Origin of the sequence: Pseudofrankia coriaricola, from assembly GCF_032027725.1 — a bacterium.
In the GTDB taxonomy this organism is placed as follows: domain Bacteria; phylum Actinomycetota; class Actinomycetes; order Frankiales; family Frankiaceae; genus Pseudofrankia.
This window is the reverse complement of the sequence record NZ_JASNFO010000045.1, coordinates 14,385-29,519: the sequence shown is the minus strand read 5'-3', so window position 1 is coordinate 29,519 and position 15,135 is coordinate 14,385. Positions and strand designations below refer to the sequence as shown.

Below are 15,135 nucleotides of genomic sequence, written 5' to 3'. Positions count from 1 at the left end.
CCAGACCATCCCTAAATGTCTAGAGATATAGCCTGGCTCGCGACGCCGCCGACTGGCGGGCGCGCAGGGTCTCCGGGTGCCGGCCGGCGGGATCGTCATCGCGGGTGGGGCGTTCCGGCTCGTCGAACGGCCGCGGCACTCGTTCGCACTGTGCGCCGTAGTGCGTGGGTGCCCCAGTAGGCTGAGCGTCACGGCGGGCCTCGCCCGTCCCGTGGCGTGGGCCGCGAAGGGCGCCTGGACGCACCGACTGGACGCATCGAGCAGTGCCAGCGCCGCGGTCAGTGCCGCGTGCCAGGACCGTCCGGCGGCTGCAGGCGGCCGACGGAGAGAAGGTCGATCGTGGTGGCGGAGCCGAGACGGGCGCGCGGGACTGGCCGGGCCCCTCCCCGCGAGAAACCACAGCAGATCGCCGACGAGCTCCGGGGCCTCATCGTGCGGGGCGAGCTGGCGGACGGCGAGCTGCTCGGGCGCGAGCCCGAGCTGGTGGAGCGCTTCGGCGTCTCGCGCCCGTCGCTGCGCGAGGCGCTGCGCATTCTCGAGGCCGAGGGCCTGATCACCGTCAAGCGCGGCGTGCTCGGCGGGGTCGTCGTCCATCGGCCCGACGAGCGCCTGACGGCACGCACGGCGGCGATCGTGCTCCAGGCGCGCAACGTGCCGCTCGCGGACGTCTATGACGCTCGCGGCATGGTGGAGCCCGTCGCCGCGCGGCTCGTCGCGTCGTCGCGCTCCCGCCGCGCCGCGGCCGCCGAGCTGCGGCGGCTCATCGCCGAGCAGCTGGAGGCGGTCGACGACCCCGTGGCGTTCGGCGAGGCCAACGCGCGCTTCCACGCGCGCCTCGTCGAGCTGGCCGGAAACCAGACGCTGAGCCTCGTGGCCGAGATGCTCAAGGAGATCGTCGCCCGGGCTGTCGCGGCGGTCAGCCAGCCCGACGACGGCAAGGACACCGGGGCCGTCCGGATGCGTGGCCTGCGCTCCCAGGCGAGGCTCGCGTCGCTCATCGAGGCCGGTGAGGCGAGCGAGGCCGAGGCCCACTGGGCGGAGCACATGGCGGTCGTCGGGCGGGTGATGCTCGCGCAGCGCGCGAAGACCGTCATCGACCTGATGCAGCACGACTACTGATCCCTCAGCACGCCTGCTGGTCCCTCAGCACGACCGCTGAGGGACCAGTACGACGACCAAGGGATCAGGCGCTGGCCTCGGGCGGCAGGAGCCGACGGGCGATCTTGCCGGTGGGCAGGCGAGGGAGCTCGGCGAGGAAGCGGACCGAACGGGGCGCCTTGAAGCGGGCGATGCGGGCCCGGCAGAAGGCGATGATCTCCGCTTCCAGCGCGGCGGGATCGGCCGGCGGGTAGGTCGCCGGCTGGACGACGGCGCGGACGGACTCGCCGAGGTCGGCGTCCGGGACGCCGATCACGGTGACGTCGACGAGATCGGGGTGCTGGATCAGGACGTCCTCGATCTCGCGCGGGTAGATGTTGACGCCACCCGAGACGATCATGTTCGTGGCGCGGTCGGTGAGGTAGAGGTAGCCGTCCTCGTCGACATGGCCGATCTCGCCGTAGGTGGCCCAGCCGCGCTCGTCGAACACCGATGCGGTCTTCTCCGGGTCGCCGTGGTACTCGAAGCGTCTCGCGGGCTCGAAGTACACCCGGCCGTCGGTGCCCGCCGCGACCTCCGCGCCCTGCTCGTCGACGATATGGACCGCGCCCTGCATCGAGCGGCCGACGGAACCCGGGTGGGCGAGCCATTCCTCGGGACCGATGTAGCAGAAGCCGACGCCCTCGCTGCCGGCGTAGTACTCGTGGATGACCGGGCCGAGCCAGCCGAGCGCGGCCCGCTTGACCTCGACGGGGCAGGGCGCCGCTGCGTGGACGAGAACCTTCAGGCTGGACAGGTCATAGCGGTTCCGCTCCTGTTCGGGGAGCCTCAGCAGGCGGACGAGGTGGGTCGGGACGACCTGGGCGAGGGTGACCCGGTGGCGCTGGATCGTCTCCAGGAAGTCGACCGGCTCGAACCGCGGGCCGACGACGACCGTGCCTCCGATCCGGTGCACGGCGGCGGCCCAGCCGGACGGCGCCGCGTGGTAGAGCGGCGACGGGCTGAAGTACACGGTGGACTCGTCGCCCCCGAACAGGTGGCGGACCATGGCAGTGAACCCCGTGGGCACGCCGACCGGGCCGCCGACCTCGATCGGCTTGATCCCCTTGGGTCGTCCCGTGGTGCCAGACGAGTAGAACATCCAGTTGCCCTCGGCCTCGTCGTCGAGCGGAGACGACGGCAGGCCGGCGACGACCTGCTCGTAGGGCTCGAACCCCTCGATCTGCCCGTCGACCACCAGCCGGAACTTCGGGGCCACCTCGCCGAGCCCGGCGACGACGTCGGCGCAGCCCGCGGACACCACCAGAGCGGCGGCGCCGCAGTCGGCGATGATGTACGCCGCCTCGGCCGTGGAAAGGTGCCAGTTGATCGGCGTGACCAGCAGGCCGGCGCGCAGCCCGGCCCAGGTGACCTCGAAGTACTCGGCCCGGTTCTCCATCAGCACGGCGACGTTGTCGCCGGTCCTCAGGCCCGCTGCCCGGAAGGCACGCGCTAGCCGGTTCGACCGCGCGTCCAGCTCGGCGTAGGTGATCGTGGTGTCGCCGACGATGACCGCGGGCCGGTCGGGCGCGGACGCGGCGAACCGTTTCGGGTGCTCGATCTGCTGCTCGGTCTGCATGGCACTCCCACGAAGGGCGAGGGGCGAGGTCCTACGAAGCTCGTCTTGTCACTGAATCAGCAGCCGTGTGAGCGGCGCCACCCAATCGTCACGGCGTCCGGCGCGGGGATGTCGTCATGACGCCCGGCGCGGGGATACGGCAGGCAGCCGGGAGCGCTGGCCACGGACGGCGTCCACCCGCGCGTCGCACAGCACCACGTGCCCGGCCAGGAGCCGCCCCGTCGAACGGATACGCGTCCCCTCCACCGTCCGGGTCAGCTCAAAACTCAGATCGGTGAGCAACGGCGTCGGCCGCCGGTAGCGCAGCTCGAGGCCGGCCGTCTTGCCCGCCTCGCCGACCTCGCAGTTGTGATGCTGGATCGCCGCGTCGAAGAACAACGCGAGAAAGCCGCCGTGGACGAGGCCCGGCGGGCCTTCGTACACGACCGGAAAGTTCACGGTGCCGGTCGCGCGGCCGCCGTCCACCTCGATCGTGTACTCGGGGAAGCAGGCGTTGAACGCCCCGATGTGCCGTGAATGATCGACGTACGGCCGCCCGTCGCCGTCCGCCGCGGGCCCGACCCTGGGCGCCGGGTCCGCCGGCACGCACCGCGACAGCGCCCGTTCCGCGCGGTCCAGCGCGCCGAGCAGCTCGTCGAGGGCCGCGGCGGGCCGCTCGAGCGCGAGAACGAGACCGGCGACGCGGCGCAGCCGTGCCGCGGCGTCGGCCGCCTCGGGCAACGGCTCCAGGCCGAACGTCCACCGGCCCGCCCCCTCGGCGAGCCCGGCCGGGGCGCGGCCGTCCATCACCGGCTCCTCATCAGCGGCCCGGGAGCTTCATCATTGCGGCGATGCTAGCCAGCAGGTCCAATAATGTCTAGATGTATGTGGCCGGCGCACCGGCGGGGCATGCTTCTGGCGCGACACCCGCGACGCCCGCGACGCCCGACGGCCATGCCCGCCGACGTCGACATGCCCTCTGACGCCGAGAGGAACTCGCCATGCTCATTCCTTTTGACGACTACCCGGTCCACCAGACCGCGCTGCCGCTCGCACACGCCGGCGACGGCCACCCCGACCAGTACGACCGGTTCTGGTTCAACGGCTACGACGAGAACATGTACTTCGCGGTCGCGCTGGGCTTATACCCGAACCGGGGCATCATCGACGCCGCGTTCAGCGTCGTGGCCGACGGCATGCAGCGGTCGGTGTTCGCCTCCGGGCGCATCCCGCTGGACCGCACCCGGACGAGCGTAGGCCCGATCACCATCGAGATCGTCGAGCCGATGCGGGTCAACCGCGTCGTCGTCAATGCTCCGGAGCACGGCCTCGTCGCGGACCTGACTGCCACGGCCCGCACTCCCGCCTATGAGGAGCCGCGCCAGACCCGCCACGTCGGCACCCAGCTGACCATGGACGTCACCCGCGCCACCCAGCTGGTCACCTGGGCCGGCACGCTCTCGGCCGGCGGGCAGGATATCCCGCTGTCGGCGCCCACCTACGGCACGAAGGACCGCTCCTGGGGAATCCGCGGCGTCGGCGACCCGGTACCCGCCGCACCGCGCCATGCCCTGCCGCAGATCTTCTTCCTGTGGGCACCGCTGAACTTCGCCGACGTATGCCTGCACTACCTGCGATTCGAGGACGCACTCGGCGTCCCGTGGTCCGAGACGGCGGCGGTCCTGCCGGTGATCGGCGACAAGGAACCGGTGTTCGGCGCCGACACCGGCATCCGGACGCTCAGCGGCGTCCGGCATGACGTGCGGTGGGCGCCCGGGCTGCGCCGCGCGCAGGGGGCCACGATTCTTCTCACCCCGGGTGACACCGTCGAGCTGGAACCGATCCGCACATTCCGGATGAGAGGCGTCGGCTACCTGCACCCCACCTGGGGCCACGGGAAATGGCACGGCGAACTCGCCGTCGACGGCGAGGCTCACAGGACCGCGGAACTCGACACCCTCGCCTTCGACACTGTCCACGTCCAGCAGGTCATGCGTGCGACGTGGGGAGAGCGGACCGGTCTGGGCGTGCTCGAACAGCTGGTCATCGGCGCCTACGCGCCCGGCGGCTTCACCGATCTGCTCGACGGCGCTCCGGTCAGGGCGGCGGCCCCGTGAACGTCGTGCGCCGCCCTGAGCGCCAACACTGACGGCCGGCGGCCGGCGGCCGGTGGTCAGCGGCTGGCCGGGTGCCGGTAGTTGGGTCCGGCGGTTGGGGGCCGGCAGATAACGGCCGTCAGTGGGCGGCGCCCGCGCGTCGAGAACCACGGTCCGTCAGTTCTCGACACGCGGGCCCCTACCCGATCTGGTGAGCCGCGCGGGATCGCCCGCCCGCGACAACGGGTGGTGGTGGCGGCGCCACCGGCCCGCGGTCTACAGGACCTTCGCGAGCGGGTCGATCCCCATCAGCGTGGCGAGGTTGCCACCCATGATCTTGCGCTGCTCGTCGGCGGTCAGGCTGTCGAGCTCGTCGACGAACGTCACCGGGTCGAACAGGCCCTCCGGGTGCGGATAGTCGGAGCCGAACACGACGTTGTCCGCGCCGAGCACCTTGACCAGCCCGAGCACGTCCTCCTCATGGAACGGGTGGACGTAGACGCAGCGGTGCCAGGCGACCATCGGGTCCTCGTCGAACAGGCCCGGGTTGCGCTGGTAGAGCTTCTCCAGCTGCGTCACCAGCGGGCGGACCCAGGAGCTGCCGTTCTCGACCGGCAGGAAACGCAGCCCCGGGAACCGGGTGGCCAGGCCGTGCCCGAGGATCGAGGCGATCACGTCCTTGATGACGCGGTGCTCACTCATCACCAGCTCGGCGAACGCGGTCCGCCGAGACTTGAACGGCAGGAACTCGGCGCCCGCGCCCTCCCAGTCGTTCAGGTAGCGCTGGAAGCCGTCGTCCGAGGCGTGCATGCCGACGACGATGCCGGCCTCCTCGACCCGCTTCCAGAACGGGTCGAACTCGGGCAGCGCGAAGGAGCGGCGCTGCCCGCGGTAGCCGGGCACGGGCGCCGGGCGGACCAGGATCGCGCGCGCCCCGTGCTCGATCACCCAGTCCAGCTCGCGCAACGCCTCGTCGAGGATCGGCAGCGTGATGACCGGCGTCGGGAAGATTCGGTTCTCGTAGTCGAACGTCCAGTGCTCGTGCATCCACCGGTTGAGCGCGCGGACCACGATGACCGTGGCCTCCGGGTCGTCCGCGAGGCGCTCCTCGAGCAGGCTCGCCAGCGTCGGCCACATCATCGCCCGGTCGATGCTCAACTCGTTCATCAGCTCGAGCCGGTCCGCCGGGTTGAAGTACGCCGGGATCGACGGCACGTACCGCGGCGGCGGGGCGGCCTGGATGTCACCGGCCTTTGTCTTCGACGACGGGTTCTTCAGCCGGAACTCAAGCTCCTGGGCCCCGGGCGGCGCGACGACGTTGAACGTCGGGTTCGGGATGTACTCACTGATCTGCCCGCGCAGGGCGATCTTCGTCCGGTTACCCACCTGGACGTACTTCACGAGCCCGTCGTACTCGGCCGGCAGGTACTTCGTGAACGCGTCGGTGGTCTCGTACATGTGGTTGTCCGCGTCGAAGACGGGAAACTCGATCGACCGCGACAAGGCGATCACATCCTCCCAAGCACACCCAACATCACGTGATAGGGCTCACGGTAGTCGACAAAGTCAGACGTCGTCTAGTTTCGTGACCCGAGCCGGCCTCGGCCGCCCGCGCGGCGGTGAGCCCCGCCACCCCCGCCACTCCCTCCTCGGCCCGAACCGTCGGTCGCGCTCCTCCCCTGACGCCGCCCCAGACCGATTTCCCGTGGATCATCGTCGACCGAGCGCCGAGGTCCGGTTCGCATGCCCAGCCGGCAATCTTCGATGTTTCTGGAGCCGGTGAGTCGCATAGATCGCGGACCGGGATTGCACAAATTCGACGAATCAGGGCGCGTGACGCCGGTCGGCGTACCGACCTGGTAATCATGCGCCAAGCCTCGCCAGCCGGGCGCCGGTGATCGCCAGCTGGAAATGCGAACTGGCGCCGGCGACCCGCCGCCGCCCTGACGAGATCTACGGGAAGGGTCCTAACGTCGTGCCCTTCGTTCCAGGTACGTCTCATCGGGCGGGCCGAAGCCGTGCTGCAGGTACAGCCCATGCGCGTCCGCGGTGTGCAGCAGCCACCGGAAGCTGGCGCCTGGACCGTCATCGATCATTGCCGTCACCAGCGCCTTACCCAGCCCCATCCCCCGTACCCGTTCCGCGATGAACACATCCGCGAGGTAGGCGAGCGAGACGCCGTCCGAGATGGCCCGGGCGAAGCCCACCAGATCCCCCGTCCTCGTCTCGTAGACGCCGACGACCCGCCAGGCGCCGTCGAGCTGAGCTTCCACGTGCGCGCGTTCCCGCCACCGGCCCCAGTAGGCGCCCGTCGACAGAAACGCCCAGACAGCGTCGCGGTCGACCCGGCCCCGATCGTCGTCAAGCTCGAATCCCTCCGGAACGGTCATGCGTCCTGACGCTGGCAGACACGACGGATCGCCCGCAAACGGATATAGATCCCGGCCGCGCGGGCAGGCAGCCTGACGCACGGCCGCAGGGAAGGCGGCCCCACACTGGCGGCACGGCCGCACGGGAGGGCGGGAGGGCGGGCAGATGGGCACACGGGCGGGTGGGCGCCGGCCGGAGCGGGCCTGCGGCCGCTGGCCGCTGGCCGCTGGCCGCTGGCCGCTGGCCGGGGCAGCAACGCGTGCCAACGGGAAGGAGCCCTCCCGGCGGAGAACCTTCCCGGCGGCGGCGACCGATGCTCGGTTCGAGCAGTGAGCGCCCATCCGGCTCCCGACGCAGGTCACCGTCCGGCGCTACCGGTGTCGGCCGCACCGAGACAGCCCCCGACCAGGGCAGAAGCGATCCAACCGGGTCGGCCGCGGCGCGCGGTCACGTGGACCGAGGATGTGTCGTAGCCTGTCGTCCGCGTCACTTGACAGCATGATCTGCCGTCGCCAGGATCGAATATATGTTCGATCTCCTCGGGGTCCGGTCACGCGCTCGCATCACCCACGAAGGCCGGGTCGGGCCTGACCGCCGGCTCCCGTCGCAGATCGACACCGATCCCCGGCCCCTCGCGGTCCGACCTCCGACCGACCTGCCACCGAGCGTGGCCCGGATGGCGGCGCGGACGAGACTGTCAGCGGAGCTGCTTGCCGCCATCATGGCGGTGGACGGGCGATCCCGGGCCACCCTCGACGACATGGAGCGTGCGGACGCGCTCGCGGACGCCCTCCTGGCCCGCCGGCGCCAGCGAGCCGGCCAGGCAGCCCCCGAACTTGCCCACGCCGGCCACCGCAGCTAGCGGACCTGGGTCCGGTTCCGGCGAACCCGGTAGATCCGACGCCCGCCCGGAGGAGCGAGGCCGGAGGAGCACCGAGCGACCTGCCCAGTCGGATCCGTGAACGTCGGGCAGATCCTTGATCCAGACCATCCTCGGCGCCCGGCTCGTCGCCGCCCGGCCTCCAACAGCCCAAGGCGGGCGATCATGGTTACCGCACTCACGCCGGCCCAACTCCCACGCCAAACGGGTCACCGATAGCCACTTCAGGCCAAGGAGATCGGACGGTCCCGGGACAGCGTGGCCAGAGAAACAGGCGTCGAACTCGCCGATCTCGAAACCCGGCAACGGCACGAACCAGTGCCCGGCGTCCAGCCGAGCGGGCAGTACTCCCCCACGCACGACCGTTGACGAGCCGGTACGACACGACACGGCTGTAGTCGGTACGCTACGTCAGTCTGGGGCGGTAGCTCAGCCGGTCAGAGCAGGGGACTCATAATCCTCCGGTCGTGGGTTCGAGCCCCACCCGCCCCACAAGCACGAACCCGCTGCGGCACAGCGGCTTCCGTATGATGATCGATCTCCCTCAAGATCGCAGAACGGTTGAGAATGACGTTTCCGGTGACGAACCGGTGACGTTGCAACCGCAATTAATCTTGAAGGTTCCGGCAGCGACTACACGGCGTGACGGTTGCGAGGAGTGGACCGGGTGGGACAGGCGGATGTGACGTGGGCGGCGCATCGCTTCGCTTCAGGTCCTGCCGCATGACGCCAGCACGGTTCCCCCGATGATTTTGGGGGTTCACAGACCCAGGTCTGGGTCTTCGGCCTCGGGTGTATCGGTCTCGGCGCCGGGGTCTTCGGGGTCGTCCCAGCCCGCGGGCAGGTTGGTGCGCGGGACGAGCCGGGCGGCGGCTTCCGCGGCCGCGCGGTCGGCTTCCTCGAACAGCGTTGTATAGATGTCTCCGGTGATCTGGATCGAGGCATGGCCGAGCAGCGCGGAAACGGCTTTCATGTCGTGGGTGGCGTGGTAGGTGAGGCTGGCCGCGTTGTGTCTGAGGTCGTGGAACCGGATGGGTGGAAGCGGGCCGTGGTCCAATGCCGCCTGGATGGACGTGGCGGGCATCCGGTGGCGGCGGGCGAGGTAGTCGGCGTCCCAGTCACGTTCGGCGTGTTCACGGCGGACGGTGGAATAGCGAGCGACGAGCCGTTCAAATCGCTGGCTGACTCCGTCGGGTGTGAGCGGTCTACCATCAGGGTGAGTGAAGACCCGACCGGAATCGACCCAGCGCTCGCCGGCGGCGGCGTGTTCCGTGTTCTGGTGGAGCCGCCAGATTCTCAGGGCGGTGACGGTTGCCCGGTCGAGGGTGATGAGCCGGTCGCCGGCGCGGCTTTTCGTCTGGTCGTAATCGTCCTCGTCGTCGAGGTCGAACTCGTCGTCCTCGCCGGTGTCGTTCTCGCGGATGAAGGCGGTCGCGGCGGCCAGGTCGACCTCGGCCCAGCCGAGGGCGACGGTCTCGCCGCGGCGCGGGCCGCGGTGAGCGACCAGATGCCACAGCGGGTAGAGCCGGTCGGCGGCGGCGAAGTCGAGGAACGCTCCACTCTGGGCGGGGGTCCAGACCATGACCGGCGACGGGACCCGGCCGGTACGTTCCCAGGCGGCGACCCGCGGGGCTGTCCACAGCAGCGCGTGGCGGCGCCTGGGCTTGGGCCGCTCGGCGTACACCGAGGGATTGACCCTGATCGGGAGGCTGGGACGTGCGACGGCGTCGTTGAGCGCGCCCCGAGCCGTCGCGTGGATCCGGGCCAGCGTCGCCGCGCCCAGCGGGCGGCGCCGGGCCGGGTCGTCCCTGCGCACCTCCAGCAGCCGCAACAGCAGGAACGACGGGCGCTGACCTTTCAGAGGGCGTCCGATCTGGCGGATCGCCCGGTAGAGCTCGTCGAAGTGATCGTCCCGCAGCTCGGCGAGCCGGATGTGCCCGAGCCCCGGTTTCAGGTAGAGCCTGATGTGCTTCTCGTAGCCACGCCGGGTCGACGCCTTCAGGTCCGCCTTGTTCGCGATCCACCGATCAAGGTAGCGGCCAAAGGTCAGGTCCCGGTTGTCAGGCGCCGGCCCTACAGGGTTCAGCTCGGCCAGCGAGTCCGCCAACGCCTGATCAGCCTCCGTCCTCGTCGTGTACGGGCCAAGCGCCGTACGGCGACGCCTGCCACTGGGACCCGGCGGGATGTCGTGCATGAACCACCAGCCACCGTGGTCGGACCGCGTCAGCTTCGGACAGCGCTGCCCCAGCTCCTTCTTGCTGACCGGTTCCGTGCAGTGGCACCGCTTATAGACCGACCCTTTCACCGGCCACCAACCCAAGCCGCTATCCAGCGCCATGGCGGGCGCCCCGGAACGCCGGCGGCATGCCGCCCGACAGCGCGAGCAGGACAGCCGATGCGAGAATATGCATGCATGCCTGGACGGTCGAAAACGACGTCATCGCCAGTGTCACCGTCCAGGACACCGCGCCCGACATCGCGCCGCATCGCGTCCTCGTGGGTGACATCCGCAGGGACATCGCGACAATGTCAAGATCTGGGCCGTTGCTGCAGGTATCGCGGGGCATCGTGGCGGTCAGCCTTTGCGAGGTGGTTGACTATTTCTTCCACGCCGCCGCCGGTCGGAGCTGCCCGGCAGTCGAGCAATCCGCACGGATACGGCCGGACATGAATTTGTCGGTGCGGCGGCATAGAGTCCGCGGCATGTCACCCGATCGCCCCGCCGCTCCCCTGCTCCGGATCCGCCTTGAGCTCCTCGTCGAGGTACGCGACGTTCCCGCACTCCAGCACATGGCTCTCGACGCCATCAACAACCGCGAATACGTCAGCATCGACGACGACGTCCCGCCCGAGGAGGAAGTCGAACAGGACCGCGCCGCGGTGCGCGCCGATCCGGCTATCGCCCTGGCCGAGCTGCTCGTACCCGAGAACCTCGTCGATGGCCTCGACGCCGTCGAGACCCACGGATCGATGTACTCGGTGACAGCCGCCAGCCACGACACGTCCGAGGAAGACGAGGACGGCCCGGCGTCATGGCCGAAGTTCGACGTACTGTTCGCGTCCTGCTCGTGCGACCGGGACAGCTGCCAGCGATGCGCGGGCTTCCAGCTGACTCCCCGCACCGCGGCAACGCTGTGGATCGCCCTGCACTACCTCGCCGACCAAGCCTACGAGGACGTCGTAACCCATGGCGACGAGCCCGTCGACGACGCGCGCGACTGGTTCCTGTTCGACGAGTACCCCCGGATCACCTTCCGGCAGGACGCGGTCTGGCGCCGCCAGGCCGCCCGCTGTTTCGACGACCTCGCCGACGACCTCGCAGCAGGCCGCCGGCCCTCACCCCGCTGCGCCGGTGAGGAGATGGCCCTACACCTCGCGCTCAACCTCGCCCCGGACGCCGTGGACGACGAAGGATCCATCGCGGACTGGATCGAGCAGCTCCCCATCCACCCCCGTGACCTCGACTGGGACGCCTGCGTGGACGGCCTGTTCCAGGACACCGACATCCTCGGCCTGTTCGACGAGGCCCTCGACGGCATGGAGGACCCCGACGCCGACATGAACCGTGAGTTCGGCATCGGCGACTACCGGCCCGCCGCCTGGTTCACAACATTCAACAACCAGCCGACCCGTGACGGCCGCCGCCCCTTCCGACGCTAGGCACCGACAACCAAATCGCAGGACCGACCCCAAAGCGACTCGCAGCGACAACCGTTGCCGTACGGTCCGCCGCCGCGCCCGCCGACACTGACTGAGCGGCTCGGCCCGCGGGCCGTAACGCTTTCGCCTGTGCACCGGGGTGCACCCACGCCATCGCGATCAACCGCATCGTCTCCGCCGTCGCGGGGCACCGTCGGAATCCCGGACGCTGCCCGGCCCGAACATCGCGACCGACACCGCGACGGCCCTCGCGGACGACATCGCCCCGGTCAGCGCACCGAGCCGTTCCTCGATCAGCACCGACAAGCCTCCCCCAGCACCGCCCGAGGCGCAAAAGGCCCCCAACGACCGCTCGATCACACGCACTTAACGACTATTAGCACGGAATACTATGCCAGCAACGCAAAACCGCAGGTCATGCGCCCGCCAGCCAGTTACGCGCAACACATTCAATACTTCTTTATCCGCCCGATTACAAGACGGCTATTCTAGTGTTATCCCGTGTTCCGGGGTGCCGGATCGTGTTTATCCGTGCAGGTGGTTCGCGGGATTGCTGTTTATTAGTGTTTGAGAATGATGCCCAGTGCCGCGTCGTCCGCTCACACAATGAGCACACGTCGTCGGCCGGGACGCAACCAACAGGCAGTGACGCCGCGTCGATCGCATGGCCGACAGCAGCGCCGTCTCGTCATGGGGCGCGACCAGGCCGCGCTTACGGTGCGTGAACCCGCCTCGATCCTCGACAGGCGACGTCGCGTTCTGCCAGGTCGACGACCTCGACGAACCACCACCACACCAACCGGCCGAACTCGGCGGCCACTCCCACCAGTGAGACCGCGACCGGCATTCGTACATCCTTACTTCTGCCTTCACCGCGTGCCCACCGCCGATGCGCGCGCCGGCCGAGCCACGCGCGGTCATGTCACGGGCCCTCGTTCGTCGCGGCCAGTACCCACACGAGAATGCCGATCCCCTAACCCACCGCCGGGTCGCCTCCCGCAGACTGATGCCGCGCTAGAACGGACCTGGCTTGGGTGGCCGCCGGGCAGCCGAGGCGCGGCGTCCGACCGGTAGGTGGCGTCCGCTGCCGGAGCGGCGGGCCAACTGGACACGGCCGTAGTCGACGCCGTCATCGGCGTCACAGCTCATCTAGCTGATCGTCTCGATCTCCCCGGCTGCAAGGGGGCGGTGTTCAGGGGCCGGCCTGCATGATCTCACCGTCGTCGTACCAGACCTGCGCCACCGAGAAGATCCACCGGTGGGTGGCGTTGGCCTGGGCCCGGGCAGCGGTGCGGATCTCGAACTCCAGGCTCGTCGCGCAACTGATCAGGTAGTAGTAGTCGCCGAGGCTCAGCGTGCGCTCGCCGTCCAGCCCGACGATGGCGGATGGTCACCGGCACGGACCGCACGCTGCACACGGGCGGTGATGCCCTCAACCAGCACTCAGGTCTCGTCGTTCATAGTCAGCCCTTCCTTCCAGGTGCCATCGACGAGCCGAACGGCCCGCCGTCATAGCCGATGTCGGCCCCTCATTCCTAGGGCGGCGCGCTGGCCGGCCCGACCGTCCTCAGCCGGCACGGAGCACGGCCCCGTCTTAGGTCCTGAGGCCAGGCGGAGCGGATCAACGATCGAGCCTGCCTGCCGGTGACATGCCGTCGACCGGGCCGGATCGGTTCGGCTGGGCGGGTCGTCGGTTACGTCCGGCGCGCACCTCGCGGTGTTCTGGACCAGACCGTCGACGAGACGTCGCTGGGTGCATCGCCAAGGCCGAGACGTAACGCGTCGGGGGTGGGCGGGGCGGGACCTTCCTGCTCTGGCATCCTGTGGGGGTATGGGCACAGCGGGCGACGGGCGCTCTTTGACAGACGCGGCCCAGGCCGTCCGGTGGGATTTTTTTGTGTCCTATCACCACCAGGATTTGGCGTGGGCTGAGTGGATATCCTGGCAGCTTGAGTCCGCGGGCTACCGTGTCCATCTGCAGGCATGGGAAGCGGTGCCGGGTGTACGGTGGTCAACCCTTATTCAGGGCGGTCTGAGATATTCGACACGCACGATAGCGGTCGTGTCCCAAGCGTATCTTGATTCGGCGCAGCTGGAAGCCGAGTGGGATGCGGCGATGCGGCAGGATCCACGTGGAATCGGCCGTAAACTCGTCCCGATCCGTATTGAGAAATGCGCGCTGCCGGGCCTGCTGGGCGGCATAGTCCACTTCGACATCTTCCAGATGGGCGAGAATGCGGCCCGCACTCAGCTTCTGCACGTAATGGAGGCGGTCGAGAAGGGCCGCGCAAAGCCCTCGGCCCCACCGCAGTTCCCCGAACGGCGGTCACACGCTAACACCGCACCCGAACCACCGGAGGTCCCCGGCCCAGGCCGCAGCAACGGTCTTTCGCCGCCTGCATTCCCGGGTCTACATCCCCCCGTAGAGGCTGGGCTGCATGCGTCGGAAACCCTTCACTCCGAAGGGTCAGTGCCCGGGAGAATCGGGAAAACGTTATCCCCCGCGGAGCCTCGCGTTCCGAGGAGCCCTCTGCTGCGCCTGGTGGCCACGAGACGGACCAGGAGGTCCGCGCTCGGACTCCTCATGGCGCTGGGAGTTATGCTTACGAGCGTCGCACTGGTCCGAGCCGGCGACGACTCGGCGGGGGCAAATGGCAGCCCGGGCGTCCGCTCGACGGTAGACGCCAGCAGTCGGCAGAACTCTGACGCTCCCCTGACGGCCGCTGTCAGAATGCGGACGACGGTGTGCGGCAACGAATGGGTGGTTCCCCGGCCGCCGGAACAGATAGACGCCGCCATTCCGCCGGACCGCGTCTCGGAGCAAGGTTGGAAGGACTGGAAACCAGGTGCCGACGGCGTGATTGCCTCACCGAGCACCGTGCTGATTACCATGCAGGGGACTTCCGAATCCCAGGTTACATTGACCGACGTTAGGATTCGCGTACATGAACGACGGCCACCCATCACTGGGACGGTTCTGGCCGCGCAGTGCGGAGACTCGGGCAGCTACCGCTATATGACAGTCGATCTCGACGTCAACCCGCCAAAGATCGGTACATATTACGACAGTGCTTCGGCGGAGTTCGACGGCGTTCCTTCCGTCCAGCGGACGCCTATCTCGTTTCCCTACAGAGTGTCACGTACTGACGCGGAGACCCTGCAGATCGTTGCGAACACGCAGAACTGCGAATGCCTATGGTCCGTCGAGCTGTCGTGGTCAGCCGAGGGCCGGACCGGCGTCCTGTCCATCGACGACCATGGACATCCCTTCCGAACGACGAGCACCACGAATGCGGTCAGTTGCTATGTGCTGGAGAACCCAATGCCCTGCGAAGACCAACACCATTGACGCGAGGCCGGGAGCTGGGTCAGGGTTGAAGCCAGGTGAGTACGGCCAGCACCCGGCGGTTGTCGTCGGGTTCGGGGAGCAGGTC

The 15,135-nt window shown here is 69.1% G+C and carries 11 protein-coding genes, 1 tRNA gene and 1 pseudogene; 7 read left to right on the top strand and 6 right to left on the bottom strand.

Going from position 1 to position 15,135, the window contains the following annotated elements:
- Window positions 1–339: 339 nt before the first annotated feature.
- Window positions 340–1,119 (top strand): FadR/GntR family transcriptional regulator, encoded by a 780-nt coding sequence (locus tag QOZ89_RS24380; protein ID WP_083419893.1) that lies wholly within the window; start codon window positions 340–342, stop codon window positions 1,117–1,119.
- Between the two features lie 64 nt (window positions 1,120–1,183).
- On the opposite strand, the gene QOZ89_RS24375 is transcribed toward QOZ89_RS24380, so the two are convergent.
- On the bottom strand, window positions 1,184–2,716 hold the full coding sequence (locus tag QOZ89_RS24375) for an acyl-CoA synthetase (protein WP_071053471.1): 1,533 nt from the start codon (window positions 2,714–2,716) through the stop codon (window positions 1,184–1,186).
- A 114-nt stretch (window positions 2,717–2,830) separates the two neighbouring features.
- A complete protein-coding gene (locus QOZ89_RS24370) occupies window positions 2,831–3,502 on the bottom strand; it encodes a PaaI family thioesterase (protein WP_071053470.1) in 672 nt (223 codons plus the stop codon).
- Between the two features lie 194 nt (window positions 3,503–3,696).
- Between QOZ89_RS24370 and QOZ89_RS24365 the strand changes: the two genes are divergently transcribed.
- A complete protein-coding gene (locus QOZ89_RS24365; RefSeq protein ID WP_071053469.1) occupies window positions 3,697–4,812 on the top strand; it encodes an Rv3169 family protein in 1,116 nt (371 codons plus the stop codon).
- Between the two features lie 255 nt (window positions 4,813–5,067).
- Here the strand turns inward: QOZ89_RS24365 and QOZ89_RS24360 are convergent, their stop codons facing one another.
- Together QOZ89_RS24360 and QOZ89_RS24355 are read right to left on the bottom strand one after the other, a co-directional pair.
- Window positions 5,068–6,294: an amidohydrolase family protein gene (locus QOZ89_RS24360; RefSeq protein ID WP_083419897.1), complete on the bottom strand. Its 1,227-nt coding sequence runs from the start codon at window positions 6,292–6,294 to the stop codon at window positions 5,068–5,070.
- A 464-nt stretch (window positions 6,295–6,758) separates the two neighbouring features.
- Window positions 6,759–7,181 carry a GNAT family N-acetyltransferase gene (locus QOZ89_RS24355; RefSeq protein ID WP_071053468.1) on the bottom strand — a complete coding sequence of 141 codons (423 nt, stop codon included), beginning with the start codon at window positions 7,179–7,181 and terminating at the stop codon, window positions 6,759–6,761.
- 506 nt (window positions 7,182–7,687) lie between these two features.
- Here QOZ89_RS24355 and QOZ89_RS24350 point away from each other — a divergent pair.
- Together QOZ89_RS24350 and QOZ89_RS24345 are read left to right on the top strand one after the other, a co-directional pair.
- Window positions 7,688–8,023 (top strand): hypothetical protein, encoded by a 336-nt coding sequence (locus QOZ89_RS24350; protein ID WP_071053467.1) that lies wholly within the window; start codon window positions 7,688–7,690, stop codon window positions 8,021–8,023.
- Between the two features lie 436 nt (window positions 8,024–8,459).
- Window positions 8,460–8,533, top strand: a tRNA-Ile gene (locus tag QOZ89_RS24345).
- A 268-nt stretch (window positions 8,534–8,801) separates the two neighbouring features.
- Here QOZ89_RS24345 and QOZ89_RS24340 read toward each other — a convergent pair.
- Complete coding sequence (locus tag QOZ89_RS24340) at window positions 8,802–10,148, bottom strand: site-specific integrase (protein ID WP_312625468.1); 1,347 nt, start codon at window positions 10,146–10,148, stop codon at window positions 8,802–8,804.
- Window positions 10,149–10,450: 302 nt separating this feature from the next.
- Here QOZ89_RS24340 and QOZ89_RS24335 point away from each other — a divergent pair, with 302 nt between their 5' ends.
- Window positions 10,451–11,701 (top strand): hypothetical protein, encoded by a 1,251-nt coding sequence (locus QOZ89_RS24335; protein ID WP_312625466.1) that lies wholly within the window; start codon window positions 10,451–10,453, stop codon window positions 11,699–11,701.
- Between the two features lie 712 nt (window positions 11,702–12,413).
- Here the strand turns inward: QOZ89_RS24335 and QOZ89_RS24330 are convergent.
- Window positions 12,414–12,548 carry a hypothetical protein gene (locus QOZ89_RS24330; RefSeq protein ID WP_312625464.1) on the bottom strand — a complete coding sequence of 45 codons (135 nt, stop codon included), beginning with the start codon at window positions 12,546–12,548 and terminating at the stop codon, window positions 12,414–12,416.
- 984 nt (window positions 12,549–13,532) lie between these two features.
- Here QOZ89_RS24330 and QOZ89_RS47560 point away from each other — a divergent pair.
- A pseudogene (locus QOZ89_RS47560) lies at window positions 13,533–13,898 on the top strand (toll/interleukin-1 receptor domain-containing protein); the annotation flags it as partial.
- 534 nt (window positions 13,899–14,432) lie between these two features.
- Window positions 14,433–15,050, top strand: a complete 618-nt coding sequence (locus QOZ89_RS24320; protein WP_312625460.1) for a hypothetical protein — start codon at window positions 14,433–14,435, stop codon at window positions 15,048–15,050.
- Window positions 15,051–15,135: the final 85 nt, after the last annotated feature.

Bases quoted from the DNA above. Each gene is read 5' to 3' on its own strand.
- QOZ89_RS24375 (WP_071053471.1), bottom strand. From the start codon at position 2,716: ATGCAGACCGAGCAGCAGATCGAGCACCCGAAACGGTTCGCCGCGTCC.
- QOZ89_RS24370 (WP_071053470.1), bottom strand. From the start codon at position 3,502: ATGGACGGCCGCGCCCCGGCCGGGCTCGCCGAGGGGGCGGGCCGGTGG.
- QOZ89_RS24365 (WP_071053469.1), top strand. From the start codon at position 3,697: ATGCTCATTCCTTTTGACGACTACCCGGTCCACCAGACCGCGCTGCCG.
- QOZ89_RS24355 (WP_071053468.1), bottom strand. From the start codon at position 7,181: ATGACCGTTCCGGAGGGATTCGAGCTTGACGACGATCGGGGCCGGGTC.
- QOZ89_RS24350 (WP_071053467.1), top strand. From the start codon at position 7,688: ATGTTCGATCTCCTCGGGGTCCGGTCACGCGCTCGCATCACCCACGAA.
- QOZ89_RS24335 (WP_312625466.1), top strand. From the start codon at position 10,451: ATGCATGCCTGGACGGTCGAAAACGACGTCATCGCCAGTGTCACCGTC.
- QOZ89_RS24330 (WP_312625464.1), bottom strand. From the start codon at position 12,548: ATGCCGGTCGCGGTCTCACTGGTGGGAGTGGCCGCCGAGTTCGGCCGG.
- QOZ89_RS24320 (WP_312625460.1), top strand. From the start codon at position 14,433: ATGCGGACGACGGTGTGCGGCAACGAATGGGTGGTTCCCCGGCCGCCG.